25 protein-coding genes are annotated in these 24649 nt (G+C 73.4%); 11 read left to right on the plus strand and 14 right to left on the minus strand.

Annotation, left to right across the window (positions count from 1 at the left end; all coding sequences use genetic code 11):
* The first annotated feature begins 44 nt into the window (after positions 1-44).
* Positions 45-2066, plus strand: a complete 2022-nt coding sequence (locus ACFYUS_RS01710) for a thioredoxin domain-containing protein (protein ID WP_388844473.1) — start codon at positions 45-47, stop codon at positions 2064-2066.
* 75 nt (positions 2067-2141) lie between these two features.
* On the opposite strand, the gene ACFYUS_RS01715 is transcribed toward ACFYUS_RS01710, so the two are convergent.
* Positions 2142-2549: a rodlin gene (locus ACFYUS_RS01715; protein ID WP_388844475.1), complete on the minus strand. Its 408-nt coding sequence runs from the start codon at positions 2547-2549 to the stop codon at positions 2142-2144.
* 94 nt (positions 2550-2643) lie between these two features.
* A complete protein-coding gene (locus tag ACFYUS_RS01720) occupies positions 2644-3684 on the minus strand; it encodes an LCP family protein (RefSeq protein ID WP_388844477.1) in 1041 nt (346 codons plus the stop codon).
* A 174-nt stretch (positions 3685-3858) separates the two neighbouring features.
* Between ACFYUS_RS01720 and ACFYUS_RS01725 the strand changes: the two genes are divergently transcribed.
* A complete protein-coding gene (locus tag ACFYUS_RS01725) occupies positions 3859-4008 on the plus strand; it encodes a hypothetical protein (RefSeq protein ID WP_388844479.1) in 150 nt (49 codons plus the stop codon).
* A 69-nt stretch (positions 4009-4077) separates the two neighbouring features.
* On the opposite strand, the gene ACFYUS_RS01730 is transcribed toward ACFYUS_RS01725, so the two are convergent.
* Complete coding sequence (locus tag ACFYUS_RS01730; RefSeq protein ID WP_388844481.1) at positions 4078-4488, minus strand: rodlin; 411 nt, start codon at positions 4486-4488, stop codon at positions 4078-4080.
* 219 nt (positions 4489-4707) lie between these two features.
* Between ACFYUS_RS01730 and ACFYUS_RS01735 the strand changes: the two genes are divergently transcribed.
* Both ACFYUS_RS01735 and ACFYUS_RS01740 read left to right on the plus strand, forming a co-directional pair.
* A complete protein-coding gene (locus tag ACFYUS_RS01735; RefSeq protein ID WP_388844483.1) occupies positions 4708-5121 on the plus strand; it encodes a rodlin in 414 nt (137 codons plus the stop codon).
* Positions 5122-5297: 176 nt separating this feature from the next.
* On the plus strand, positions 5298-5531 hold the full coding sequence (locus ACFYUS_RS01740) for a chaplin (protein ID WP_388844485.1): 234 nt from the start codon (positions 5298-5300) through the stop codon (positions 5529-5531).
* 121 nt (positions 5532-5652) lie between these two features.
* Here the strand turns inward: ACFYUS_RS01740 and ACFYUS_RS01745 are convergent, their stop codons facing one another.
* Positions 5653-6963 (minus strand): ATP-grasp domain-containing protein, encoded by a 1311-nt coding sequence (locus tag ACFYUS_RS01745; protein ID WP_388844487.1) that lies wholly within the window; start codon positions 6961-6963, stop codon positions 5653-5655.
* A gap of 157 nt (positions 6964-7120) precedes the next feature.
* Here ACFYUS_RS01745 and ACFYUS_RS01750 point away from each other — a divergent pair, with 157 nt between their 5' ends.
* Complete coding sequence (locus ACFYUS_RS01750) at positions 7121-8668, plus strand: glycoside hydrolase family 26 protein (protein ID WP_388844489.1); 1548 nt, start codon at positions 7121-7123, stop codon at positions 8666-8668.
* Positions 8669-8695: 27 nt separating this feature from the next.
* On the opposite strand, the gene ACFYUS_RS01755 is transcribed toward ACFYUS_RS01750, so the two are convergent.
* The 8 genes from ACFYUS_RS01755 to ACFYUS_RS01790 form a co-directional block, all read right to left on the minus strand.
* Positions 8696-9820, minus strand: coding sequence for a GNAT family N-acetyltransferase (locus ACFYUS_RS01755; RefSeq protein WP_388844490.1), 1125 nt, complete (start codon positions 9818-9820; stop codon positions 8696-8698).
* A complete protein-coding gene (locus ACFYUS_RS01760; RefSeq protein WP_388844491.1) occupies positions 9817-10494 on the minus strand; it encodes a lipopolysaccharide biosynthesis protein in 678 nt (225 codons plus the stop codon). Before ACFYUS_RS01760 ends, ACFYUS_RS01755 begins: the two co-directional genes overlap by 4 nt.
* Before the next feature lie 13 nt (positions 10495-10507).
* The gene (locus tag ACFYUS_RS01765; protein WP_388844493.1) at positions 10508-11641 is read right to left on the minus strand and encodes a glycosyltransferase; all 1134 of its coding nucleotides are present in this window, start codon (positions 11639-11641) and stop codon (positions 10508-10510) included.
* Positions 11638-12438 carry a polysaccharide deacetylase family protein gene (locus tag ACFYUS_RS01770; RefSeq protein ID WP_388844495.1) on the minus strand — a complete coding sequence of 267 codons (801 nt, stop codon included), beginning with the start codon at positions 12436-12438 and terminating at the stop codon, positions 11638-11640. The genes ACFYUS_RS01765 and ACFYUS_RS01770 overlap by 4 nt, the downstream gene beginning before the upstream one ends.
* Entirely contained in the window at positions 12338-14050 is a 1713-nt protein-coding gene (locus ACFYUS_RS01775; protein ID WP_388845956.1) for a lipid II flippase MurJ, read from the minus strand. The genes ACFYUS_RS01770 and ACFYUS_RS01775 overlap by 101 nt, the downstream gene beginning before the upstream one ends.
* A 505-nt stretch (positions 14051-14555) precedes the next feature.
* Positions 14556-15863, minus strand: a complete 1308-nt coding sequence (locus tag ACFYUS_RS01780) for an O-antigen ligase family protein (RefSeq protein ID WP_388844497.1) — start codon at positions 15861-15863, stop codon at positions 14556-14558.
* A gap of 2 nt (positions 15864-15865) precedes the next feature.
* Entirely contained in the window at positions 15866-17317 is a 1452-nt protein-coding gene (locus tag ACFYUS_RS01785) for an exopolysaccharide biosynthesis polyprenyl glycosylphosphotransferase (RefSeq protein WP_388844498.1), read from the minus strand.
* Positions 17314-18450 carry a glycosyltransferase gene (locus tag ACFYUS_RS01790; RefSeq protein ID WP_388844500.1) on the minus strand — a complete coding sequence of 379 codons (1137 nt, stop codon included), beginning with the start codon at positions 18448-18450 and terminating at the stop codon, positions 17314-17316. Before ACFYUS_RS01790 ends, ACFYUS_RS01785 begins: the two co-directional genes overlap by 4 nt.
* Positions 18451-19034: 584 nt before the next feature.
* Between ACFYUS_RS01790 and ACFYUS_RS01795 the strand changes: the two genes are divergently transcribed.
* The 6 genes from ACFYUS_RS01795 to ACFYUS_RS01820 all read left to right on the plus strand — a co-directional run bounded on the left by ACFYUS_RS01795 (position 19035) and on the right by ACFYUS_RS01820 (position 23252).
* Positions 19035-19274, plus strand: coding sequence for a chaplin (locus tag ACFYUS_RS01795; RefSeq protein WP_352023774.1), 240 nt, complete (start codon positions 19035-19037; stop codon positions 19272-19274).
* A gap of 276 nt (positions 19275-19550) precedes the next feature.
* Positions 19551-20405 carry a hypothetical protein gene (locus tag ACFYUS_RS01800; protein WP_388844502.1) on the plus strand — a complete coding sequence of 285 codons (855 nt, stop codon included), beginning with the start codon at positions 19551-19553 and terminating at the stop codon, positions 20403-20405.
* Between the two features lie 224 nt (positions 20406-20629).
* Positions 20630-20911, plus strand: coding sequence for a hypothetical protein (locus tag ACFYUS_RS01805; RefSeq protein ID WP_388844503.1), 282 nt, complete (start codon positions 20630-20632; stop codon positions 20909-20911).
* A 234-nt stretch (positions 20912-21145) separates the two neighbouring features.
* The gene (locus ACFYUS_RS01810; RefSeq protein ID WP_388844505.1) at positions 21146-22048 is read left to right on the plus strand and encodes a hypothetical protein; all 903 of its coding nucleotides are present in this window, start codon (positions 21146-21148) and stop codon (positions 22046-22048) included.
* Between the two features lie 140 nt (positions 22049-22188).
* Positions 22189-22665, plus strand: coding sequence for a hypothetical protein (locus tag ACFYUS_RS01815; RefSeq protein WP_388844507.1), 477 nt, complete (start codon positions 22189-22191; stop codon positions 22663-22665).
* A gap of 299 nt (positions 22666-22964) precedes the next feature.
* Entirely contained in the window at positions 22965-23252 is a 288-nt protein-coding gene (locus ACFYUS_RS01820; RefSeq protein ID WP_388844509.1) for a chaplin, read from the plus strand.
* Between the two features lie 64 nt (positions 23253-23316).
* Here ACFYUS_RS01820 and ACFYUS_RS01825 read toward each other — a convergent pair whose 3' ends face one another.
* Entirely contained in the window at positions 23317-24183 is an 867-nt protein-coding gene (locus ACFYUS_RS01825) for a tyrosinase family protein (RefSeq protein ID WP_388844511.1), read from the minus strand.
* Complete coding sequence (locus ACFYUS_RS01830; RefSeq protein WP_388844513.1) at positions 24167-24583, minus strand: tyrosinase family oxidase copper chaperone; 417 nt, start codon at positions 24581-24583, stop codon at positions 24167-24169. The genes ACFYUS_RS01825 and ACFYUS_RS01830 overlap by 17 nt, the downstream gene beginning before the upstream one ends.
* Between the last annotated feature and the right edge of the window lie 66 nt (positions 24584-24649).

Raw genomic sequence — 24649 nt, forward strand, 5'->3', positions numbered from 1 at the left:
GCGCCTCCCGGGACCGGAGGCCGTGCCTGCGGCAGGATGGGGCCATGGCGAACCGACTGGCCCATGAGACCTCCCCGTACCTCCTGCAGCACGCCGACAACCCGGTCGACTGGTGGCCGTGGTCGGCCGAGGCCTTCGAGGAGGCCCGGCGCCGCGACGTCCCCGTGCTGCTCAGCGTCGGGTATTCGAGCTGCCACTGGTGCCACGTCATGGCGCACGAGTCCTTCGAGGACGACGCCACCGCGGCCCTGGTCAACGACCACTTCGTGGCCGTCAAGGTCGACCGCGAGGAGCGCCCCGACGTCGACGCGGTCTACATGGAGGCCGTCCAGGCGGCGACCGGTCAGGGCGGCTGGCCGATGACCGTCTTCCTCACCCCGGACGCCGCGCCCTTCTACTTCGGCACGTACTTCCCGCCCGAGCCCCGTCACGGCATGCCCTCCTTCCCCGAGGTCCTCACCGGGGTCAAGGAGGCCTGGGACGGCCGCCGCGAGGAGGTCGCCGAGGTCGCGGACCGCATCGTGAAGGACCTCGCGGGCCGCTCCCTGGCGTACGGCGGTGCGGGCGTCCCCGGCGAGGAGGACCTCGCGGGCGCCCTCCTGGGCCTCACCCGCGAGTACGACGCGACCCGCGGCGGCTTCGGCGGCGCCCCCAAGTTCCCGCCGTCGATGGCCCTGGAGTTCCTGCTCCGCCACCACGCCCGTACGGGCTCCGAGGGCGCCCTCCAGATGGCCGCCGACACCTGTGAGGCGATGGCCCGCGGCGGCATCTACGACCAGCTCGGCGGAGGCTTCGCCCGCTACGCCGTGGACCGGGCGTGGGTTGTGCCCCACTTTGAGAAGATGCTTTACGACAATGCCCTTTTGTGCCGGGTGTACGCGCATCTGTGGAGGGCCACCGGCAGCGACCTGGCCCGCCGGGTCGCCCTGGAGACCGCCGACTTCCTGGTCCGTGAACTCCGCACGCCCGAGGGCGGTTTCGCCTCCGCGCTCGACGCCGACTCCGACGACGGCAGCGGTACGCACGTCGAGGGCGCCTACTACGTGTGGACCCCCGCGCGGCTGACCGAGGTCCTCGGCGCGGAGGACGCCGCCCTCGCCGCCGCCCACTACGGCGTCACCGAGGACGGCACCTTCGAGCACGGCAGCTCCGTCCTCCAGCTCCCGCAGGAGGCGGGCCCCGCCGACGCCGGCCGGATCGCCTCGATCGCGGCCCGGCTCCTCGCCGCCCGCGAGGAGCGCGAGCGCCCCGGCCGCGACGACAAGGTCGTCGCCGCCTGGAACGGCCTCGCGATCGCCGCCCTCGCCGAGACCGGCGCCCTCTTCGACCGCCCCGATCTGGTCGAGCGTGCCACCGAGGCCGCCGACCTCCTCGTCCGCGTCCACATGGACGAGTCGGCCCGCCTGACCCGTACCTCCAAGGACGGCAGGGCCGGGACGAACGCCGGAGTCCTGGAGGACTACGCCGACGTCGCCGAGGGGTTCCTCGCCCTCGCCGCCGTCACCGGCGAGGGCGCCTGGCTGGAGTTCGCCGGCTTCCTCCTGGACATCGTCCTCGACCGCTTCACCGCCGAGGGCGGGGCGCTGTACGACACGGCCCACGACGCCGAGACCCTCATCCGGCGCCCCCAGGACCCCACCGACAACGCCACCCCGTCGGGCTGGACCGCCGCCGCCGGAGCGCTCCTGTCGTACGCGGCGCACACCGGCTCCGAGGCCCACCGCGCCGCCGCCGAAGGAGCCCTCGGCGTGGTCAAGGCCCTCGGCCCGCGCGCGCCCCGCTTCATCGGCTGGGGCCTGGCCGTCGCGGAGGCCCTCCTCGACGGGCCCCGCGAGATCGCCGTCGTCGGCGACCCCGCCGACCCGGCCTTCCGGGAGCTGCGCCGTACGGCCCTGGCGGCGACCACCCCCGGAGCGGTCCTCGCCACCGGAGCCCCCGGCGGCGAGGAGTTCCCGCTCCTCGCGGACCGGCCGCTCGTGGCCGGGGCGCCCGCCGCGTACGTGTGCCGTCACTTCACCTGCGACGCCCCGGTCACCGACCCGGCGGAGCTGCGCAAGAAGCTCTGAGCCCCGGGAAAGCACGCGGCCCCGTCACCCCTCCGGAGAGGGGCGGCGGGGCCGCGTCCGGCTGGGCGTCGCCGATCAGCTGTTGCCGGCGCCGTTGCCCGACAGGACCGGGATGTCGTCCAGGATGTGCGACAGCGGCTCGTCGCCCTTGGCCTGGGTGGAGTTCTCGGTGCACTGCTGGTTCTGCGGGGAGGACAGGACGTTGACGTCCTGGACCGAGATCGGGATGAGACCGATCAGCGAACCGGCGTTGACCTTGGCCGGGAGGCCGACACACGGCTTGTTCAGGGAGCCCTGCACGAGCGCGAGCTGCGGGCTCATGTTGCCGTACGTGGCGGAGTTGCCGAACTCCTGGTGGGCGCCGTTGCCGGACAGCGACGTGGTGCCACCGTCATCGGCGATCGCGAGCGCCTGACCGGCACCCGCCGCCGTCGTGCCGAGCACGGACGCGGCCACAGCGGCCGTCGCCAAGAGCTTCTTCATTGTTGAGGCCTTTCGGATACTGGCCCGCTGAGTGCCGAGCCGCACTGATCAACTGGCCGGAGAACCGGAGGTTCCGGAAAGTCCACCGGACGGACTACGGGCAGATGAGCGAAGACCCCCGGGCGGGCCGGTACGCGCCCACCGGGATCTCGCTCGGCGCGACCGCTCCGGCGGCCGGCAGCGGCCGGTCCTCGGCGAGGCGCCCGAAGACCTCCGCGGCCCCTTCCCCGTCCCAGTCGAGCGTGGATCCCACGCCCTCGATGTCCGGGTGGAACCCCCGTACGGGCACGGTCGCGAACTCCATGCGCTCCGGGGGCAGATCCCGCAGCCGGGCGGCGAGCGTCAGCAGCTCCGCCGTCGAGATCCCCCGCTCGGCCGCGGCCGTCCCGCGCAGGGTCGCCGCGAAGGCCTTCAGCCGCTCCGGGTCGTCGAGGATGCCGTCGTGGAGCCGGCCCAGGGTGTTCACCACGAACTTCTGCTGCTTCTGGATGCGGCCGAAGTCCATCTGCCCGTCGGCCTTCCGCGACCGCACGTACTGGAGCGCCTCGCCGCCCGCGACCCACTTGGTCCCCGGCTGGAGGTCGATGCCGGTGGACGGGTCCTTGAGCGGCTGCGCCGTACAGACCGGGACACCGCCGTCGACCCGGTCCACGGTGTCCATGAAGCGCCGGAAGTCGATCTCCAGGTAGCGGTGGACGGGCAGCCCCGTCATCGCCTCGACCGTCCGCACCGCGAAGGCGGAACCGCCCTCCGCCCAGGCGTTGTTGATCTTCTCGGGGTGGGCGGGGTGCACCTGTCCGGTGCGCCGGTCGCGGTGTCCCGCCGGGAAGGAGGCGAGGGAGTCCCGCGGCAGGCTCACGACCTCGACGCGGTCGTTCGCCGCCGAGACGTGCACGAGCATCATCGCGTCCGTGCAGTCGCACGCCTGGCCGCCGAGGTGGAAACGTTCCTTCTCCTCCTCGGTGATCCCCTTGCGGCTGTCGAGGCCGACGACCAGCAGGTTCAGCCCCTTCTCCGGGGCGGGGAGGCCGGTGGGGGCGAGCGCGAGGGCCCCCGGGGCGAGGGCGGCGAGGGCGGCGAGAGCCGCCGCGGCGAGCAGCGGACGCCGGGCCGGCCGAAGACGCGGGAATTTCATCTCCGCACCGTATTTCGAGCCGCTCGCACACAGGTACGCGACGCGACATGAACAGGACGAATCACTCTCCTGCGGCGCCTGTGTAATGATGCGGGAATCGCAGCGGAAGGAGCGAAAATGGCGCCGGATCCCGGAAAATGGGAACGGATGGCCTTCATTCCGAAGAGCCGATATGTGAGTGACCCGCCCCCCGCCGACCGCACTCCGTTCCCCGTCTATTCCGCACTGGTCGCCCAGTGGGTGCAGGCGGGGCGGGCGGTGCCGGGGATGCCCGACCGGGAGTGGGAGCGCCTGATGGCGGCGCCGGTCTGGCCGACCTGGTAGGGGAGACGAAAGGGGCCGCCCCGGAGGGCGGCCCCTGACGTGTGAACGTCGTCGTGCTCAGGCGGAACGTCAGTGGTTGCCGACGCCGTTGCCCGACAGGACCGGGATGTCGTCCAGGATGTGCGACAGCGGCTCGTCGCCCTTGGCCTGGGTGGAGTTCTCGGTGCACTGCTGGTTCTGCGGGGAGGACAGGACGTTGATGTCCTGGACGGCGATCGGGATGGCGCCGATGAGCGAACCGGCGTTGACCTTGGCCGGGAGGCCGATGCAGGGCTTGTTCAGCGAGCCCTGGATGAGCGCCATCTGCGGGCTCATGTTGCCGTACGTGGCGGAGTTGCCGAACTCCTGGTGCGCGCCGTTGCCGGAGAGCGACGTGGTGCCGCCGTCGTTGGCGATGGCGAGCGCCGGGGAGGCCACGGCGGCGGTGGCGCCGACGATGGAGACGGCTGCGGCCGCGGTGGCCATAACCTTCTTGATCACGGTAGTTCCCTTCTAGAACCGGCTCCGTGCAGGGAGCGACCTGATCAACAGGCCCTCGGATGCCGGGGTTCCGCTGTGTCACCCCCTTGGCGGAGCGCGCGCGGCAGCGCGAAACGCGGACCCAGTCGAACGAGTGAAGCGCCGGAACCAAAGCCCGCGACCGCAGTTGATCCCGTCGCATCAATCAGGTCGATTGGTGGGAACAGGAACGGAATCACCGTGATCAAGAAGATTATGGCGGCCGCCGCTGTGACGGCCTCTGTTGTCGGCGCTTCCGCTGCGGCGGCCTCCCCGGCGCTCGCCATCGCCGACGACGGCGGCACGACCTCGCTGAGCGGGAACCACTCGCACCAGGAGTTCGGCAACTCGAAGACCCACGGCGACATGAGCCCCCAGGTCACGGCTGTCCAGGGCTCGCTGAACAAGCTCTGCCTCGGTGTCCCGGTCAAGGCCAACGCCGGTTCGCTGATCGGTGTCCTGGTCCCGGTCGCCGTCCAGGACGTCAACGTCCTGTCGTCCCCGCAGAACCAGCAGTGCGCCGACAACTCCACCCAGGCCAAGGGCGACGAGCCGCTGTCGCACCTCGTCGAGGACATCCCGGTCCTCTCCGGGAACGGCATCGGCAACAGCTGATCCGGCGCGCGCACGGCAGGGCCGGAGGGAACGTCCACGTTCCCTCCGGCCCTGTTCGTTGCGGGCAATGGAGTGAAACAGCGGGTGTCGCTGTTATTTCGGTTTCCTTTGTGCGGGATGTTCGTTGTGAGGTGTGCAGCGGAAATTCATTCCGCCGAGGAAAGGATCCAGTCGAAATGAACTGCAAGAAGGCCGCGGCCGTCGTCGCCGGTATCGTCCTGGCCATGGGTGTGGCGTCGCCCGCCTTCGCGGACGCGGACGCGACCGGTGTGGCCGTCGGTTCGCCCGGCGTCCTCTCCGGGAACGTCGTGCAGGTCCCGATCCACATCCCGATCAACGTCTGCGGCAACAGCGTGAACGTCATCGGCCTGCTGAACCCGGCCGCCGGCAACACCTGCATCAACGCCTGATCTCCGGCGCGCGCAGGCACGGAGGGCCGGTCCCGGGAAGCATCCGCTTCCCGGGACCGGCCCTCCGTCATGCCGTGACCGGCGCCTTCCCCGGGCATCGCGGGGGGTCACCGTGGGGGGTTCATCGGGGGGTGAGCTGGTCGGGGGAGGTACGGGCCGGGGGCGCCGTGGCCGTGACGGCCGGGTCCGCGCGGCGGGATCGGAGCGAGCGGCGCAGCGCGGCCGGCGCCTTGCGCAGCTGGTGCGCCAGCCAGGCGCGGCCCATGGCGAGCGCGGGCAGCGGATCGTCCGCGGCGAACCAGGCGCACTCGGTCCGCCCCCGCGCGGCGCCGGGCTCGGGCGCGTACCGGCGGCGCGGGGAGGCGAGCAGCGAGAGCGCCGCGTAGTTCTCGACCAGGAACCGGCGGCCGTACGCGGGGGAGTGCGGCGGCACCGGGCGGCCGGTGAGGTCCAGGTGCAGCGCCCGCACCACGTCCAGGCCGTCCGGATCGGCGAAGAGCCGGAACTGCGCGCCGGGCCGGGGGTTGAAGTCGAGCAGGTGGTACGCGCCGGTCGCCCTGTTCAGCCGGAAGTCCAGGTCGCACACGCCCCGGTAGTCCAGCGCGTCGAGGAGCTCGCGGGCGGTGCGGTCGACGGTCGGGTTCGCCGTCCAGCGGCCGGAGGCGGTGAGCCCGGCCCCGTCCGGCCAGGAGCGCTCCTTGCGCCCGGTCGCCCCGGTCGAGCAGCGGCCCGCGGAGTCCACGTACCCGTGGAAGAACCAGTCGAGGTCGCGGCCCGCCGGCAGCAGTTCCTGGAGCAGCAGCCGGCTGCCGGCCTCCGGGGTGCGGGCGTACAGCTCCCGCACCTCGGCCAGGGAACGCACGATCGTGGTGCTCCGCAGTCCGCCGCCGGCCGGGAGCAGCCAGGGCCGGCTCCACTTGGCGACCACCGGGAGGCCGATCGACCACGCCATGGCGGCGGCCTCGTCGGCGCCCCCGGGGAGTTCGGTACGGGGATGGGGCAGGCCCAGACCCGCGCAGGTCTCGGCGAGTTCCGCCTTGTCCGCGACCCGCAGCAGCTGCTCCTCGGACTGCTCGGGCAGCAGGAAGCGCGGGACGAGTTCGGTGCGGCGACGGGCCAGGGCGAGGGCGCTGACGTCGTCCAGCGGCACGGCGAGGACGGGAAGTGACGGATCGTCGGTGATCTCGTCGGCGATGCGGGTCAGGAGGGCGGAGAGCTCGGCGGAGGAGTCCGTCCAGGGGCGCTCCCGGGCCGAGCGGAGAAAGCGGGAGCGGGCGACCGGACTGCTGCTCGATTCGATGACGGCGTGCACCGGAATTCCGGCCCGGCCCAGCGAACGCGTGGCGCCGAGCGTGCCGTGATGGAAGGGATTCCGGTCGAGCCGCACGAGGACGGTGGGGACGCTGGTGTCGAAACACTGACGGCGCGGCACGGTATGCCTTTCATCTCGGGTGCCCCAACTGGGCGATGAAATCCTCTAATGGACTACGGAGCGGAGGGAAGCCGAGTTCACGATCGGCTCATTAGGAATACTTTCGGAACATCGGATTGACGGTTCGTCAATGGGAGTACGGCGCGGAGGAGCGGCCATGGAACCTGCACATCGGAGAGCACCGAGAAGATGGCTGGGGGTGTTCACCGCAGGTCTCCTCGTCACGGGCTCAGTCGTGCTCTCGTCCCCCGCCCACGCCACCGAATCCGTGCCGGCGAAAGACCCCGGACCGGCCCTCGCCACCGCCATGGGAGCCTTCCTCGACTCGGGCGACCGGGGGGTCGCCCGCATCGGACAGCTCGAACGCTGGCTCGGCGGCCACGAACTGCGCGTCGGCCACACCTACCTGCCCGGCGACCTCTGGAAGAACATCGAGGGACCCCCCGGCTTCCTCGACGCCTGGGCCGACTGGCGCAACGAGCGCGTCCACCGCATGCTCGTCCTCAACGTGCCCATGCTGGAACGCAACGAGGACCACCTCCCCGACCGCGAGGTCCGCCGCCAGCTCCAGCTCGGCGCCGCCGGCTACTTCGACCACCACTTCACGACCCTCGCGGAGCGGCTCGTCGAGACGGGCGCCAGGGACACCGTCGTCGTCCTCGGCTGGGAGATGAACGGCACCACCTACAGCCACCGGTGCGCCCCCGATCCCGTCGCGTGGAAGCGGTACTGGAACCGGATCGTCACCGCGATGCGCTCCGTGCCGGGCCAGAAGTTCCGCTTCGACTTCAACCCGAGCCGCGGCCTCGACGCGATTCCCTGGACCGAGTGCTACCCGGGCGACGACGTCGTCGACATCATCGGCATGGATTCGTACGACCAGCCGCGCGGCGTCGATTTCGACCGGCAGGTCAGCGAGCCGTACGGGCTCCAGAAGCAGGTCGATTTCGCCGCCGAGCACGGAAAGCAGATCTCCTATCCCGAATGGGGGCTCTTCCGGAACGGCGACAACCCGGAATACATGCGGCGCATGCTGGAGTGGATGCGGCAGCACAAGCCGCTGTACCACACCATCACCGACTACTGCCCGCACGGCGTCTGGCAGTGTGACGACAATCCCCGGTCCTCGCTGGTCTTCCGCCAGATGCTGTACGGCGCGCAGGAACCGCAACTCCCGACGGACCCGGTCGACCCGACGGACCCGACGGACCCGACGGTCCCTGTACCGAAGCCGGAACCGAAGCCGGAGCCGAAGCCCGAACCGAAGCCTGAGCCCAAGCCGGAACCGAAGCCTGAGCCCAAGCCTGAGCCCAAGCCGGAACCGAAGCCTGAGCCCAAGCCGGAACCGAAGCCCGAGCCCAAGCCGGAACCGAAGCCTGAGCCCAAGCCGGAACCGAAGCCCGAGCCCAAGCCGGAACCGAAGCCCGAGCCCAAGCCGGAACCGAAGCCCGAGCCCAAGCCGGAACCCAAGCCCGAACCCAAGCCCGAGCCCAAGCCGGAACCGAAGCCTGAGCCCAAGCCGGAACCGAAGCCCGAGCCGAAGCCGGAACCCAAGCCCGAGCCGAAGCCCGACTGCTGGACCGTGGACCTCGGTTCGTGGGTGAACAGTTGGATCGGTGGGGGCGTCTGTGTCCCGAAGGGGAACTGGAAGGACGAGATCGACCTGGACTGGAAGGACGCGCTGAAGGAGGTCTGGCCCTTCTGACGGGAGTCGCGGCGGCGGTGGCGGAGCTCATGCGCCGGCGCCGCCGCGGCGGAGGGCCCGCGCGACCCAGGGCCGTTCGCGGGCCTGCCGGGCCGCCCAGCGCCGGGCGTCGGCCGCGCCGGCGCGGAGCCAGAGGAGGGGGGCCGTACCGCGCCCGGTGAGGAGGAGGCGGCGGTTGCGGACGGGTTCGGGCCGCCAGTGCTGCTTGTACGGCTCGCTGCCCCGCAGCATGCTCAGCGTGGCCCGCCCGCCCGCACTGGTCTCGCGGGCCCCGTGCCGCAGCAGCATCGTCGCCACGTCGACCTTGCGGGCGCGCAGCGCGGGGTCGGCGCCGTACAGGTAGCCGCCCGCGAGCCGGGGGGACATCAGGGTCAGGTCGGCGGCGACGACGTCCCCGGCGAGCCGGAACTCGGTGACCATCGCGTCGCCGTGCTCGACCATCGGCCGGACGGCCCGGGTGAGGTGCTGGGCGAAGCGTTCGCTGGTGTGCTCGGCGGTCACACCGCGCCCCTGCCACTGGAGTTGATGGAGGTTCAGGAGGCGTTCGAGGGCGGCGGGGACCTCCTCGCCGGACACCACGTGCGCGTCGATGCCGAGCGCGTCCAGCTTCCGCAGCTTGGCGCGGACCCGCTGGGCCTTCCCGGACGGGATGCGTTCGAGGAGCCCCTCCATGGGGACGGCGGGCAGCTCCAGGCAGAGCGAGTCGGGCAGTCGGCGGCGCGGGCCGCGCCAGTGGGCGAAGACGCGTTCGACGGCCGCCCCGGGGCGGACCTCCCGCAGGTCGAGGACCGCGCCGCGGGCGGCCCGCGCGAGGGCCCCGGCCAGGGCGGGCGCCGCCTCGGGGCAGTCGTCGTCGAGGAGGACGTCCGTGAAGTCGGTGATGGCGCCGCCGAGCTGGGTGAGGACGGGCAGCGGTCCGCGGGCCCGCATCAGGGGCGCGGCGGCGACGAGTCCGCCGTCCTCCCGTCGTACGAGCACCACCCGCAGCGCGCCGGGCCGACCGTACGAGAGCCACCAGGAGTACAGCCAGGAGTGGGACTGGAAGGGGGTGGCGGAGGAGCAACGGCCGTACAGCGCCGTCCACTCGGCCGAGAGCCGCCCGAACTCCTCCTCGTCACGGCAGACCTCGGTCCGCAGAGATCTCGGGCTCACACCGCCTCCGGCTGGTGCGAGGCGACCGCCGGGGCGGGCACCGAGGCGGTCGGGGCCGGGGCGCTCGCCTGCCGGGAGTGCCGGGCCCCGTCGCGCGCGGCGGCGCGCTTCGGGCGGATCAGGAGGACCAGGCCGCCGAGGAGGCCGCCCGCGCAGCCGCCGACGAGCGCGGAGAGCGGCGCCGAGGGGGAGACGGGGGTGAGGGGCTTGGTGGCGCGGGAGAACTGGACGACCTTCACCCCGGTGTTCCCGGCGACGTGCGAGCTGTCGAGGACGAGCGCGCGGGCCACCCCGTCGGCCATCGAGACCGCCTGGGCGGGCTTCGCCGACCGCGCGGTGATCGAGATCATCGGCGCGTCCGGGGAGGTCGCCGCCTGCACGTTCTTCCGCAGGGTGTCGGCGGTGACCCCCGCCCACACCTGGGCGTCGCCGGTCACCGCGATGTCGGTGGCGACCCGCCCGTACGCCTGCGCGAAACCGAGCGCCGCCGAGGGGTCGGACTTCTCGGCCGGCACGACGATGACGTAACTGGTCGCCGCGTACTCCGGGGCCTTCAGGACTCCGTAGCCGCCGCCGAGGACCGCGCCGGCGAGGACGGCCGCCGGGAGGACCGCCCAGCGGCCCGGGGAACGCAGGCCGGCGGGGAGGAGGGCACGGGGTGGGGTGCTGTTCATGGGACGGGCTCACTCACTTCGCGGGAGAGGGGGTGCCGTGGACGGCCTGGTCGTAGAGGGACATCAACTGCCGTGCGCTGTGCGCGATGTCGTAGCGGCGGGCGGCCGCCGGGACCGGGAGCCGGGCGAGCCGGGCGCCTTGGATGCCGCGCAGCGCGGAGACCAGCTCGGGCACGGACTCGCCGATCCGGCGCGCCCCCGGCGCCGCGTCCGGGGACAGGTCGTCGATCGCCGGGCAGGCCACGTACAGCGCGGGAAGGCCCGCGGCGAGCGCCTCGACGACCGCGAGCCCGAAGGTCTCGTCGGGGGAGGTGGACACGAAGACGTCCATCACGGAGAGGAGTTCGGGCAGCGTGGGCCCGAGCGGCCCGCCGGTCGGCGGGTCCTCGCAGGCCCCGAAGAGCAGGATCCGGCCGCCCGCCCCGCACTCCCGGGCGGTCCGCAGCAGCTCCTCGCGCTGCTCGCCCTCGCCGACGAGCAGCAGCCGGGCCTCCGGCACCGAGGCCACCGCCCGGACGAGCCGGTCGAACCGCTTCCCGGGCGTGAGCCGCCCGACCCCGCCGACGACGTACGCGTCCTCGGGGATGCCGAGCACGCCCCGGACGAGGCGCCGGCCGCGCGCGTCGAAGGCGAACCGGCCGGTCTCGATGCCGTTCGGCACCACCCGGACGCGCTCCGGGGGCACGCCCCAGTCCGTGAGGCGGCGGGCGACGCTGGGAGAGACGGCGACCGTGGACGTGCCGAGCCGCTCGGACGCCAGATAGAGGGCGCGGGTGGCCGCCGAGAGCGGCCGGCCCTCGATCTGCGTCTCGCCGAGGGAGTGCTCGGTGGCGATGACCCGGCGCACCCCGGCGAGCCGGGCCGCCGCCCTGCCGTACACGCACGCCCGGTAGAGGTGCGTGTGCACGAGGTCGTAGCCGCCCTGCCGGACGACGCGGGCCAGCCGGGGCAGCGCCCCGAGGTCGCGGTTCCCGGTCATGCCGAGGTGGGTGACGGGCGTGCCGTCGGCCTCGATGCCCAGGGCGACCGCGCCGGGGTTGGTGAGCGTGACGACCTCGCCGCACACCGGGAGGTGCCGCAGCAGGAGCCGCAGCTGCTGCTCGGCGCCGCCGATGCCGAGGCCGGTGATGACGTGCAGGACCTTCACGGGGCACCGACCGAGGCCGGGTCGTACGGGGCGGGGAACAGATCGGCGGGGTGGCGGCGGCGCAGCGGGTGCAGGACGCGCTTGGCGGTGAGCCGCCACGGGGTGTCGTTCTCGCCGATGTGGACGCGGGGCAGGGCGTACGCGCCGGTGTGCTCGCCCGGGTCGATCGCGCAGGCGTAGCGGTAGCCGGCCTTGCGCACGGCGCGGATCGCGCGCGGGTCGACCCGCCCGTACGGGTAGCAGAAGCCCTCCACCGGCCGGCCCGTCATCTCCTCCAGGAGCTCACGGCTGCGCCGGGTCTCGGCGGCGAGCTCCGCGTCGTCGGCCTCGGTGAGCGGGACGTGCCGCAGGCCGTGCGAGCCGATCTCCATGCCGGCCTCGGCGATCCGCCGGATGCCGTGCTCGTCGAGCAGCGGCTTGCGCGGCCCGTCCGCGTCCCAGCCGTTCTCGCCGCCGAGGCGGCCCGGCAGGACGTACACCGTCGCCGTGAAGCCGTGCCGGCGCAGCAGCGGCAGCGCCGAGTCGAGGAAGTCCGCGTACCCGTCGTCGAAGGTCAGGCCCACGAGCCCCTGGGCGCGCCCCTCGGCGGTGGCGGCGAGCAGCTCCCGCACCGAGACCCCGCGCAGCCCCCGGTCGCCGAGCCAGTGCAGCTGCCGGGCGAAGCGCACGGGGGAGACGGTCACCCGGTACGGATCGTCAGTGGTGTCCGTGATCGAGTGGTACATCGCCACCCACAGGGGCGGCTTCCACAGGGGCGGCTTCGGCAGCAGGCGGCGCAGCGCGGTGGCGGCGGGCATGGGGGGTCCTCCGGAAGGCGGAGCTGGGCAGGGGCGGGATCTCGGGAGCCTTGGCGGCGCAGGCGATGAAGAGCAGGAACACGCCGACGACGACCAGGCCGGCGACGGCGACGGCGAGGACGGCGGGGCCGATCGCCAGCTGGCAGAGCCAGGCGGCGCCGGTGGCCCAGGCGCCGGCGGTGGAGAGCCGGAGCAGTCCCTCGCCGAGCCGGCCGACGTGGATCGGGACGGCCTGGCGGTGCGCGCCCCGCAGCAGCAGGACGGCGGTGAGGGTGATGCCGAGGGCGTTGGCGGCGGCGATGCCGACGGCGCCCCAGTAGTGGGCGCCGGGGACTCCGGCGGCGGCGGTCGTGGCGAGTCCGGCGGCCATGGCGGCGGCCGGGTACCAGAGGGGGCGGGCGGCGGAGAAGTAGCAGCGGACGAGGGCGCCGACCATCGTCTGGCCGAGCAGCCCGAGCGCGTACACCCGCATGACGGCGGCGGTGGCGCTGGTGTCCGCGCCGGTGAACTCGCCGCGCTCGAAGAGCAGTTCGACGATCCGGGGGGCGGTGGCGATCACCGTCGAGGAGCCGACGAGCACGACGACGGCGGCGAGCAGCAGGTCCCGCTCGACCCGGCGCCGGGCCGCCTCGGGATCGCCCGCCGCGAGCGCGCGGGCGACCACCGGGAAGCTGACCGTGCACAGCATCAGGGAGAGGATCATCGGCATCTGCGCGACCTTCTGCGCGTAGTTCAGATGCGAGATGGCGCCCGCGGGCAGCGGCGAGGCGAGGAACCGCTCGATCAGGGTCTGGGACTGGCGGCACAGCGAGAACACGACGACGGGCGCGACGAGCCCGAGGGCCAGGACGCGGCCCTCGCCCGTGGAGGCGGGCAGGGGCGCGGCCGGCCCCCGCTGTCGTGGTGCCCGCAGCTCCCGCAGGAGCGAGGGGGCCTGCACGAGGACCATCAGGACCCCGCCGACGGCGACCCCGGCGGCGGCGGACCGCACCCCCCACGGTGCGCGGAGGACCAGGATCGTGCCGATGATCCCCACGTTGTACGCGACGTAGATCGCCGCCGGTGGCAGGAACCGGCCGTGCGCGCGCAGCGCCGCCGAGCAGTACCCGACCAGGGAGAAGGACAGCACGCAGGTCCCGGTGAGCCGCGTGCAGTCGACGGCGAGCGCCGGATCGGGAAGACCCGGCGCGAGCGCGGCCACGAGCAGCGGCGCGGCGACGATCAGGACGACGGCGGCGATCCCGAGGGCGAGGACGATACGGGGGAGGGTGCCGCGCACCAGGGCGTGCACCGGATCCTCGGACAGGGCGCCCGAACGGCGGGCCAGGGCCCGGGAGAAGGCGGGCACCATGATCAGTGCCATCGCGTCCTCGATGAGCAGCGTCGAGGCGAACTCGGGCACCGTCCACGCCACCAGGAACGCGTCGGTTCCCGCACCCGCCCCGAAGTACCCGGCCATGATCTGGTCCCGTACGAGCCCGAGCACCGCCCCGACCGCCGTCAGCCCGGCGGTCACGGCCGCCGCCTTCGCGAGGAACCCGCCGCCGGCCGCCCCGTCCCGGCGCACCCGGGCATGCGCCCGCCGCCCCACGGGCGGGGCGACCGAAGCCAGGCTCCGAGCGGCCGGAGCCCCGACGGGACGACGCGCCACCCACCGGGCCCCGGCGACCAGCCGGGCGTCCCGGGACTCCGGGGAGCCCCCGCCACCGGCCCGGGACTCCCCGGCGTCGGCCCGGGAGTTCGGGGCACCGGTACGGGAGTTCCCGGCACCGGTCCAGGCGTCGTCCCCGCCACCGGCCCGGCCGGATCCCGTACCGGCCCCGGCGGCCTCGACGGATCCGGGCTCGGATCCCGGGCGCGGCCCGGCGGTCGTGGTGGTCCGCGCGGCCCGGGCGCCCGCGACGGGGGCGGCCGGGCCGGTGACCGCCCCCGCGTCCGTCCCGGACGGCGTCGTCCCCGGCAGCACGACGGCCCCCGGGGCCCACGGGGAGTCCGTGGGGCCCGGAGGCGAGGCCGGCCAGGGGTCGGTCAGCGGGGTGCCGCAGGGCGGCCGGGGCGAGGGGGGCGAACCGTCGGCCCACGGCGCGTCCGTGGGCTCCGGTTCCCCGGCCCACGGGTCACGCACGCCTCACCTCCGCCAGCGACCACCAGGCCGCGAGACCGAAGACGACCGACATCAGGACCGTCGAGGGGCCGCCGATGTCCGCGTAGAAGAAGTCGACGAGCTGCCAGACGAGCAGCCCCGTCGCGACGAGCGCGCAGTCCGCGCCGAGCCGCTGCCGCCGCAGCGCGCCGACGAGCAGCGCCACCCAGCTGCCCGCCAGGGCGAGGAGACCGAGGAGGCCCTGCTCGCTCAGCACGAGCAGGTACATGTTGTGCGGGGACAGCAGCGGCTGGCGCGCGAAGGCGGCGCCCGCCCCGGCGGTGTCGCTGCCGGAGGACAGCGCGAGCGAGGCGTTCGAATCGCGGTACTGGGGGAAGCCCTTGAGGCCGACGCCCGTGACGGGCTCCGCGCGCCACATCCGCCCGGCCGCCGCCCACATCGTGTACCGGTCCGTCACCGACTGGTCCGGCGCGGCCGCCACCTGCGTGATGCTGGCGGCCCGCTCCTCCACCATCTCCGAGCCGATCCCGAGGCCGCCGACGAGGACCACCCCGAGCGCGGCCGCCACGAGCGCCACCCGCGCCGCCCGCCGGACCCCGGCGAGCAGCAGCTGGAGCGCGCAGGTGAGCACGGTCGCGATCCACGCGCCCCGGCTGAACGACAGGACCAGCGGGACGAAGAGGAGGCCCGTACAGACCATCGCGGCCGTGCGGACCCGGCCCGGGCCGCTGCCGAGCGCGATCCCGACGGCGACGACGAGGCCGTACGCCACGACCGTCGCCATGCCCATCACGTCCGTGGCGCCGAAGGTGCCGACGGCCCGGATGTCCTCGCCCTGGTACGAGGCCCCCGTGCCCGTCAGGTACTGGGCGACGCCGACCGCGCCCTGGAGCAGCGCGAAGGCGACCAGACCCCAGGCGACCACGGCGAAGTCCCGCCGGTCGCGGATCGTCAGGAGCACGGCCGCCGGGACGAGGACGAAGACCTGTACGTAACGGGCGACGCCCGGCAGGCTCGCCGCCGGGTCGTGCGAGGTGATCGCGGACAGGCAGATCCCGAGGACCGGCAGGCCCAGGACGAAGGCCGCCGCACGGGTCAGCGGCCGGGCCCCGCCGCGCACCACCCGCACCAGGCAGATCAGGACCAGGAGTCCGGAGGCCGCGTCGGCGACCGTCCCCGTGCCGCCGGTGCCGCCCTGCGCGCCGCCGCCGCCCGGGACGAGCAGCAGCGCGATCACGGCGAGGACCGGGGACAGCGCCCCGGTCCGGCGGGCCCAGTCCCGTACGTCGGGCGCCGCCGGCACCGTCACGGCCGTGGCCATCCTCAGCTCCCCGTGGGTCGGACGAGGCCGGCCGCCGTGCGCAGCAGGATGCAGACGTCCTGCCAGAGCGACCAGTGGTCGATGTAGTGGTTGTCGAAGCGGCAGCGGTCCTCGATCGAGGTGTCGCCGCGCAGCCCGTGCACCTGCGCCAGTCCCGTGAGCCCCACCGGCATCCGGTGCCGGGCCGCGTACCCCGTGTGGATCTTGCTGAACTGGGCGACGAAGTACGGGCGTTCGGGCCGTGGCCCGACCAGGCTCATGTCCCCGCGCAGCACGTTCCACAGCTGCGGCAGCTCGTCGAGCGAGGACTTCCGCAGGAAGCTCCCGGCCGCGCTCATCCGCCGGTCGCCCGCCACGTTCCACCGGGTCGCCGACTCGGTGTCGTCGGAGGGACGCAGCGTACGGAACTTCAGCAGGGTGAAGTGGCGCCCGTGCTGGCCCACCCGCTCCTGCCGGAAGAGCACCCCGGGACCGTCCGAGAGCCGCACGGCCAGCGCGCAGAGCAGCAGCACCGGCAGCGCGAGCGCGAGCGCGGGCGCGGCGAGCGCGATGTCGAGGGCCCGCTTCGCGGCCCGCCCGCGCCGCTCGCGCAGCGGGACGACGGGCTGCCAGGCGTACCCCCACATGTGGGCGCCCATCGGCCCGTCCTGCTGCCGGCCGCCGGCCCGCCAGGTGGTGCAGCCGTACTGCTGGAAGAGCGACACGAGGCCCGGCTCGTCGTCGAGGAACACCGCGTCGCGCACGGCGTTCTGGATGACCGCGCGGTGGATCTCCTCGGTCGTGGTGAGCACCGGAAGCCCGGACTCCCCGGCCGCCCGGGGGATCCCGCCCTGCTCGGGGACGCCCACGATCCCGACCGGCCGCATCCCGTACTCGGGGTGCTGGGCGGCCGCCGCGGCGAACCGGCGCGCGGCCCCCGTCCCGCCGATCACGAGCGCCGACCGGGGCCGCTCGCGGGCGATCCGGCGCCGCCGCCCGAGCAGCGCGGCACGGACCAGGCACACCAGGGCGACGTGCGTGAGGTAGGCGGCGCAGAGCCGCAGCGGCCCGATCGCCAGGGCGGGGGAGTACGCGGCGACCGAGGCCGCCGCCAGGCACCAGGCGAACCCGGCGCGCGAGCCGAGCGCGGGCAGTTCGTCGAGGGCCCGGACGTGCGCGGCCGGCCGGTAGAGCCCCGCCTGCCCGTCGAGTACGAGGACGAGCGCCACGACCGGCAGGACGAGCCGGACGTCGTGGTGCGCCGCGCTCAGCACCGACGCGGCGGCGAGGACGGCCAGGGCGTCGACCGCCACGAGCGCCGCCACGCCGGACCGCTGCCGCACCCGGCGGTGGCGCGGCAGCGCGAGCCGGCCGGGCGCCCCGCGGCGCGGCGCGAGGGAGGCGAGGCCGAGGGCCTGGCCGGCCGTGGGCCAGGGGCCCGGGGAGGGGGGAACGCTGGTGCTTTCCGTGGTCACTGCGCAATCGGCTCTCTGTGCTCGGCCCCCCGCACTCCGGCCAGCTCGCGGTAGACGTCCGCGACGGCCGCGCCGGTGCGCCGGACATCGAATCTGCTGAGGACGTGCTCGTGGGCCTCGCGGCCCAGGCGGTGCCGGAGCTCCGGCCTGCCGAGGAGGCGGACCAGAGCGGCGGCGAGCGCGGCCGGGTCCTCGGGCGGGACCAGGCACAGGGGTTCATGGGCGGGCGGCAGGCTCTCGCGCGCCCCGTCCACGTCGCTGACGACGACCGGCCGGCCGGCGGCCATGGCCTCCAGGGGCGCGAGGGCCATGCCCTCCCAGCGGGACGGCAGGACGACCACGTCGGCGGCCCGGTACCAGGGGACGGTGTCCTCGACGGCCCCGGTGAACCGCACCGAAGGACCGGCGCCGGCGCGCAGCGCCTCCTCGTCGGGGCCGTCGCCGACCAGCACGAGCCGGGCCGCGGGCATCTCCGCGAGGACGGCCGGCCAGGCGTCGAGGAGGACGTCCTGCCCCTTCTGGCGGCAGAGCCGTCCCACGCAGACGACGGTGGGCGCGGGGTTGCCGGGCGGTCCGTCGGTCGTGAACCGGGCCGTGTCCACGCCGTTGTGGACGACCGACCAGTCCGCCACGACCCCGGCCTCCTCGCCGGTACGCCGCTCGGCCTCGCTCACACAGAGGATCCGGTCCGTCCACCGGGCGCCGAACCGCTCCCAGCTCCGGGCGACCGCTGCGGTCGCCCCCTCGACCGCCTCGAAGGACCAGGCGTGCGGCTGATACACCGTCGGAATCCTTCCCCGCACGGCGAGTCGGGCGCACAGCCCGGCCTTGGCGCTGTGCGCGTGGACGATCCCGGGCCGGACCGTACGGATCACCCGGGCCAGCTCCCGCGTCTCGCGCGGCACGGCGGTACCGGGGTCGCGGCCGGCCCGCCAGTCATGGGTCTCGGCGCCCTCGGCGCGGACGGCGGCGGAGAGCCCGGTGCCGGGCGGGCAGGCGACCGCGACGCGCAGACCGGCGGCGCGCTGGGCGCGGACCAGGTCGACGACGACACGGGCGACCCCGCCGTCGCCGGGCTGGACCGCGTGCAGGACGGTGACGGACGTGAGGTCCGTGTCGAGTGGTGACCGCACGTCAGCGCCGGACGGAGTCGTATCCGAGGCTGGTCGTACGATCGGCCCGGCCGGCCCCGAATTCGGTGATGACGGAGTTCCGTACGTCGTCCGCGGAATTGGCGGAATCGGAGAGACGAGTGCTCTTCGAGCGGGACGGGGCCGCACACGGCAAGGCGCACACCACGCTGCGACGCGCAGCAAGAACCGCTGAATTCCGCATACAGGATCTCCGCTTTGATGAGAGAAGGGAGGGAAGACCCGAGAAGGCCGGGGGAGGAGAAGGTGTCGTCCGCACGAAATGGGTGAACGCGCGGCGGGCCCGGAAGCAACGTTCGGGAACGTTATAACCCCGATGCGGAGCGATAGTACGCATTAGATGCCCGGAAACGCTAACTCCCGTATCTGCGCGGCAGGTTCCTCGTTGAGCGTGTTGCGCCATTCCACGCCCAGTCGCTCGAATGGCCCTCCTATGGCCCAAAGATCGGTTGAACGTCACCCGTTCGGGAGAGCAACCGATGAAAACCGGGGGCGTTGTTGAGGGAGCCGGGCCGAACAGTCCGCGCAGTCCGAGTTGGATGAATTCGATCGAGGAGCACCTCCCCATGTCCCGTATCGCCAAGGCCGTTGTCCTGACCGTGGGTGCCGCCGCCGCTGTCGCCGGAACCGCCGGTGCCGCCTCCGCCGACGCCGGCGCCGAGGCTGCGGCCGTGAAGTCTCCCGGCGTCCTCTCCGGCAACGTCGTCCAGGTCCCGGTCCACATCCCGGTCAACCTCTGCGGCAACACCGTCAGCGTCATCGGTCTGCTGAACCCGGCCTTCGGCAACACCTGCGTCAACGCCTGATCTGCCACGCCTGATCGGTCCTTCCGAAGCCGGTGCGCCCACCCCGCCGGGGCGGGCGCACCGGCTTTCCCCTTGCCGCCGCTGGTCCGGTACTCGTTCGGACGCACGCTCGTGCGCCGTTCGGTGCAACGGCGTACGCCCCTTCGGGGGGCAGGCCGCGGGGGTGGATTCACTCGAACGGAGACGTGGCGCTCAGTGACTCATCGGTTGCGGAGGGCTATAACCGCAGGCACCGTGAGAGGGAAGTTGTCCGACGCATAAGGAAAAGGAACACATATGCGTCTCCTGGCCACAGGCCGTCTCAGCGCCCTGGCGATATCCGCCGCCCTCACCCTCGGCACGGCGGGACCCGCCCTCGCCGGCGAACACCACCCCTCCACCGCCGCCGTCCGCGCACCCCTCCCGGACACCGCCGCCCTCCTCGCCCAGGCCGAAGCGCTCGGCGAGCTCGGCTCGGTGACCGCTCCCGTCGCCGAACTCGTCACGGCCGCCCTCAAGGCCGACTCCGGGCAGCTGGCCGCGGCCGACGCCGAGGCCCTCAAGGCGAAGATCGCCGCCGCGGTCGACGAGGCGAAGTCCACCGCCCCGGCCCCGGCCACTCCTCCTGCCGCGGACCTCCCGGTGACACCCCCGGCCGCCGAACTCCCGGTGACCCCGCCCGCCGCCGACCTGCCGGTGACGCCCCCGGCCTCCGGCCTCCCGGTGACCCCGCCGTCCGCTGACCTGCCCGTCACCCCGCCCGCCGCCGGGCTTCCGGTGAAGCCGCCCGTGAGCCTGCCCGTCGCGGCCGGCGCGAAGGCCACCGCCCCCGCGGACGTCGTGTCCGACGCCCTCGCGAGCGTCGAGAAGGCGGTCGCCGCCCTGCTCGCCGCCGTCACCTCCGGCGACGCCGGCGGAGTCGTACCGCAGGTCACCTCCACGCTGACCTCACTGGTCAACCTGGCCGTCTCCACCGTCCTCGGCAGCGGCCTGCCCGCGCCGGACCTGGCCGGCCTGCCCGCGCTCCCGACGCTCCCGGTCACCGCGCCCGAGCTGCCCGTCGACCCGCCGGTCACCGCGCCCGAGCTGCCGGTCGACCCGCCGGTCACCGCGCCCGAGCTGCCGGTCGAGCCCCCGCCGCCCGCCCGGTAGCACCCCGCACGCCCGTACCGGCCCGGTCTTCACCGGGCCGGTACGGGCGTGTGCGATCGGCAAATAGCACCGGCCCGCATCGATCGGGTGCAGTACCGAGAAATCCTTCCTCCCGGAGTTTCCGGGGCGCTCACTCCTCGTTACAGAAGCAGAACGACGTACGGGATTCGGTCAAGAACCCTGTGCGGAACGTGACTTGAAAGAACAGAGGAAGGACCCACTCCATGAAGCCCACCAAGGTCGCCGCGGTCGTCGCCGGTTCGCTGATGGCCCTGGGCGCCGCCGCGCCCGCCATGGCCTCCGAGGCGCTGACCCCCACCAGCCTGAACGGTGGCCTCGAAGCGATCGCCGCCAACGGGCTGAAGAGCGACATGCTGAGCAGCACCACGGACGGCTCCCCGGTCCAGACCGTGACCAAGGCGGCCGACCAGCTGAACACCGCCACCAAGGGCGCCCAGCTGCTCGGTGGCCTCCCGGTCCCCGGCGGTCTCCCGCTGGGCGGCTGACACCACCTCAGTACCCCGGTCCCCACGGGTACTTACGGCGGGCCTCCGGGCCGCTGTTCCTCACGGTCGGCTGATCGAATGATTTTCTGATCAGCTGCCGTGTGGCCCCGGCTTCACGCCGGGTGCCGACCCATACCCTCTGGCCAATCCCACATGAACGGCGTTGTGGATCAGGCCGGTCGGAGCGAGGGGGGATCCTCGCCGGTCTCTCCCTTTCTCCAGAGGAAGAGCGGTATGCGGTCCATCATCAGCAGGAAAGTACTCACCGCGGCGGCAGCGACCGGCATCCTGTCGCTGAGCGGCGGATTCGCCCTGGCCGCGAACTCCCACTCCGGTGCGGGCGACGGCCCGGGTCCCGGCACGGCCGGCCATGTCCAGGCACCCCTGCCGGCCGACGTCTGCGGCAACAGCCACGTCGCGGCGGCCGTCGGCGACCTCTGCGGCCGGCCGACGGAGGAACCCGACGGCTACGGCGACAACGGGCAGGGCCCGACGGGCCACCCGACGGGACATCCCACGGGTCACCCGACGGGGCATCCGACGGGACATCCGACCGGTCACCCGACGGGTCATCCCACGGGTCACCCGACCGGTTACCCGACCGGGCATCCCACAGGCCACCCCACCGGGCACCCGACGGGTCACCCGACCGGTCATCCCACGGGTCACCCGACCGGGCATCCCACAGGCCACCCCACGGGTCACCCGACCGGACACCCCACGGGACACCCGACCGGTCACCCGACGGGCCACCCGACCGGACACCCCACGGGACACCCGACCGGTCACCCGACGGGCCACCCGACCGGTCATCCCACCGGTCATCCCACAGGCCACCCCACGGGGCACCCGACGGGCCACCCCACCGGTTACCCGACCGATCACCCCACCGGTTACCCGACGGACCACCCCACCGGTTACCCGACCGATCACCCCACGGGCTACCCGACCGACCACCCCACCGGTCAGCCCACCTGTGAGCAGCCCGCGCCCGGTGAGGGGCCGCATGGGTGTGGGGAGCTGCCGCACACCGGCAGTGAGCCCCTGCTCATGGGGGCGGCCGCGGTCAGTGCCGCTCTGATCATCGGCGGCAGTGTCGTCTACATGCGGGGTGGACGGATCGCCCGCCGGCACTGATCCGGCGTCAACAAGGGCCCTCACTTTCACCGGTGAGGGCCCTGGGCGTTGCTGCACATGGGTTAGTCCCGCGACGTTTCGGCCAAGGGGCTCGTTCTCCTCATATGACTCTGCGTTCTCACGCGGGCATGGGACTTCTCATGACCGCAATCGCCTCCGCCGCCCTGGCCTCTCCCGCCGCCGCCGTCGAGGCGCCGGTGATCGTCCCGCTCCAGGGCCTGGAGCCGGTTCTGCCGATGGACGCGCCGACCGTGGCGACCGGTGTTCCCGTCCCGATGCCCGGCGCGCCCACCGGCTTCCAGAAGGGTGTCGGCGCGCTCCCGGACGTGACCCTGCCCAGCGTGCCGCTCGCCGGCACCCTGCCGGGGACCGTCGTGGACGCGCCGCTGCCCGAGCTCCTCAGGGGCAGCGAGCCCGGCAGTGCCGGGCTCAGCAGCCCGCACTCGGAGATGAGGGCGTCCACCCCCGGCGCCGTCCTCGGCACCCCGGTGGAGGCCCCGCGCGGCAACGGGCTCGCCGGGATCCCGCATCTGGCGAAGCCTCAGCTCGGGCTCCTCACCCCGGTGCTCAGCGGAGCCCTCGACCCCCAGCTCGGGCTGACGCCGGACGCGGGCTGACGCGGCCGCGTACCGATCATTCGTACGACCTTTGTCCGGGCGGGTGAAGGCACGATTCTTCCCCGCCACCCCAAGGGCTTTCGGTCGTTGCAAGAGAAGGCTTGTCGCATGGCCGCGGCCCGCGGACCGGAGGCGTCCCGTCGTATCCGGCGGCGGACGGCGTCCGGGTCCGCGGGCCATTTTTTCGGTTTTCCTTCTTCCCGTTCGGCCCAATGCCCGTGACCGGGCGGATGGATGGGCGTTGAACGGAAGTGACGGCCGTGATTCCTGCGGTCGCTTTCCAGTCCAAGGAGTTCTTGATGTCTCGCATCGCGAAGGCTGCCGCTGTTCTCGCAGGCACGGGTGCCGTTGCCCTCAGCGGAGCCGGCCTGGCCGTCGCCGACTCGGGCGCCGAGGCCGTCGCCGCCCACTCGCCCGGTGTCGCCTCCGGCAACGTCCTGCAGGTCCCGGTCCACGTTCCGGTCAACGTCTGCGGCAACACCGTGAACGTCATCGGTCTGCTGAACCCGGCGTTCGGCAACACCTGCGCCAACGTCGACGGTGGCCACGGGCACGGCGACGGCGGCTACGGCGGCTACGGCAACTGATCGCCCCCGCTCCACACGGATGTCCCCCCGGCCCGGCGGCCGGGGGGACATCCGTATGCGGGGCTCAGACGTACCGGTAGATCCGGCTGTGGTCGAACATCGACGCCGGGGTCACGCCCCAGGGCGCCATCGGCTCGTGCCGGCCGGCGACCTTGCGGTACTGGGAGTCCCCCAGCGGCGGCGGCTCCGCCGGCAGGTAGGCGGCGCCGGGGTTCTGCCGCTGCCAGCGCGACCAGATCAGGTCGACGAAGGAGTGGTGCAGCCAGAAGACCGGGTCGTTCACGGAGCCGCCGCCGAGCATCAGGCCGCCGACCCAGCGGTGCACCCGGTTGTGGACGCGGAAGCGCTCGTTGCCCCGGCCCGGCGCCCAGCCCTCCAGGGCGTTGCGGAAGCCGGTGGAGCTCGTCGAGTTCCAGGGCGCCGCGTCGTACACCCGCTCGCGCATCACCTCGTCGAGCTGGGCCGGGGTGGGGAGCGTGATCGGGTCACGGGGGCGGCCGAAGTCCCTGGTCAGATACCGGATGTCGGTCATGGACTGGGTGATCGTCCAGCGTCCGGCGGAGGCCGCGAAGGGGCCCGTCATCACCTGGAAGTCGGCCCGGCGGCCGTTGCCGCCCATGAAGTCCTCGCGCCAGATCGAGGAGGCGGGGGAGTTGTCCCGGGTCCAGTCCCAGTACGGGACGGAGACCGTCGGGTCGATCCGGCGCAGGGCCGTCTCGAATTCGAGCAGGAACTTGCGGTGCCAGGGCAGGAAGCTCGGCGTCATGTGCGCGATCCGGAGCCGTCCCTCGCCGTCGGCCGAGTAGTAGTCGATGTGGGTGCGGACGAAGCGGTCGTACGCGCCGATGCGCTTGAGCTCCAGGACGGCGGCGACGAACTTGCGGCGCTCGGTGCCGGTCAGATCGCGCTGGTTCTTACGCGTGTACACCACGCGGGCTCCCTCCCGTCGGGTCGGTGTGGACGCCGTGGGCGCCCGCGAGGGGGGAGAGCCGGGCCGTGCCCAGCTCGTCCACGGCCGCGCGGGTGGCCGCCAGGGGCGTCGGGCAGGACTCGTAGTGGTCGATCGGGGTGACGTAGCCGCCGTCGGCGCAGCGCATCAGATGCAGCGGCCGGTCGTCGACGAGGGCCGTCGGCTCGCCCCCGGGTCCGGAGAAGCCCAGGAGCCGGCGGCCCCGGTACATCTCGTCGAAGGCGTGCGGATCGTGCGTACCCCCCGATTCCGGCAAGGCCGATTCCGGCCGGTCCGCGATACGGCCGAGCGCACCGCCGGTGAAGGCGGTGACGGCCAGGGCGAACAGGGACCGCAGTGCGACGCGGCGCGGGACGATCATCAGTGATCTCCTGGTGGTCGGCTTATGCCCTCAGGGCACAACGATGAAAACCCGCGTTCGTTGCGG

It is taken from the genome of Streptomyces sp. NPDC004284, assembly GCF_042874035.1.
GTDB lineage: Bacteria > Actinomycetota > Actinomycetes > Streptomycetales > Streptomycetaceae > Streptomyces.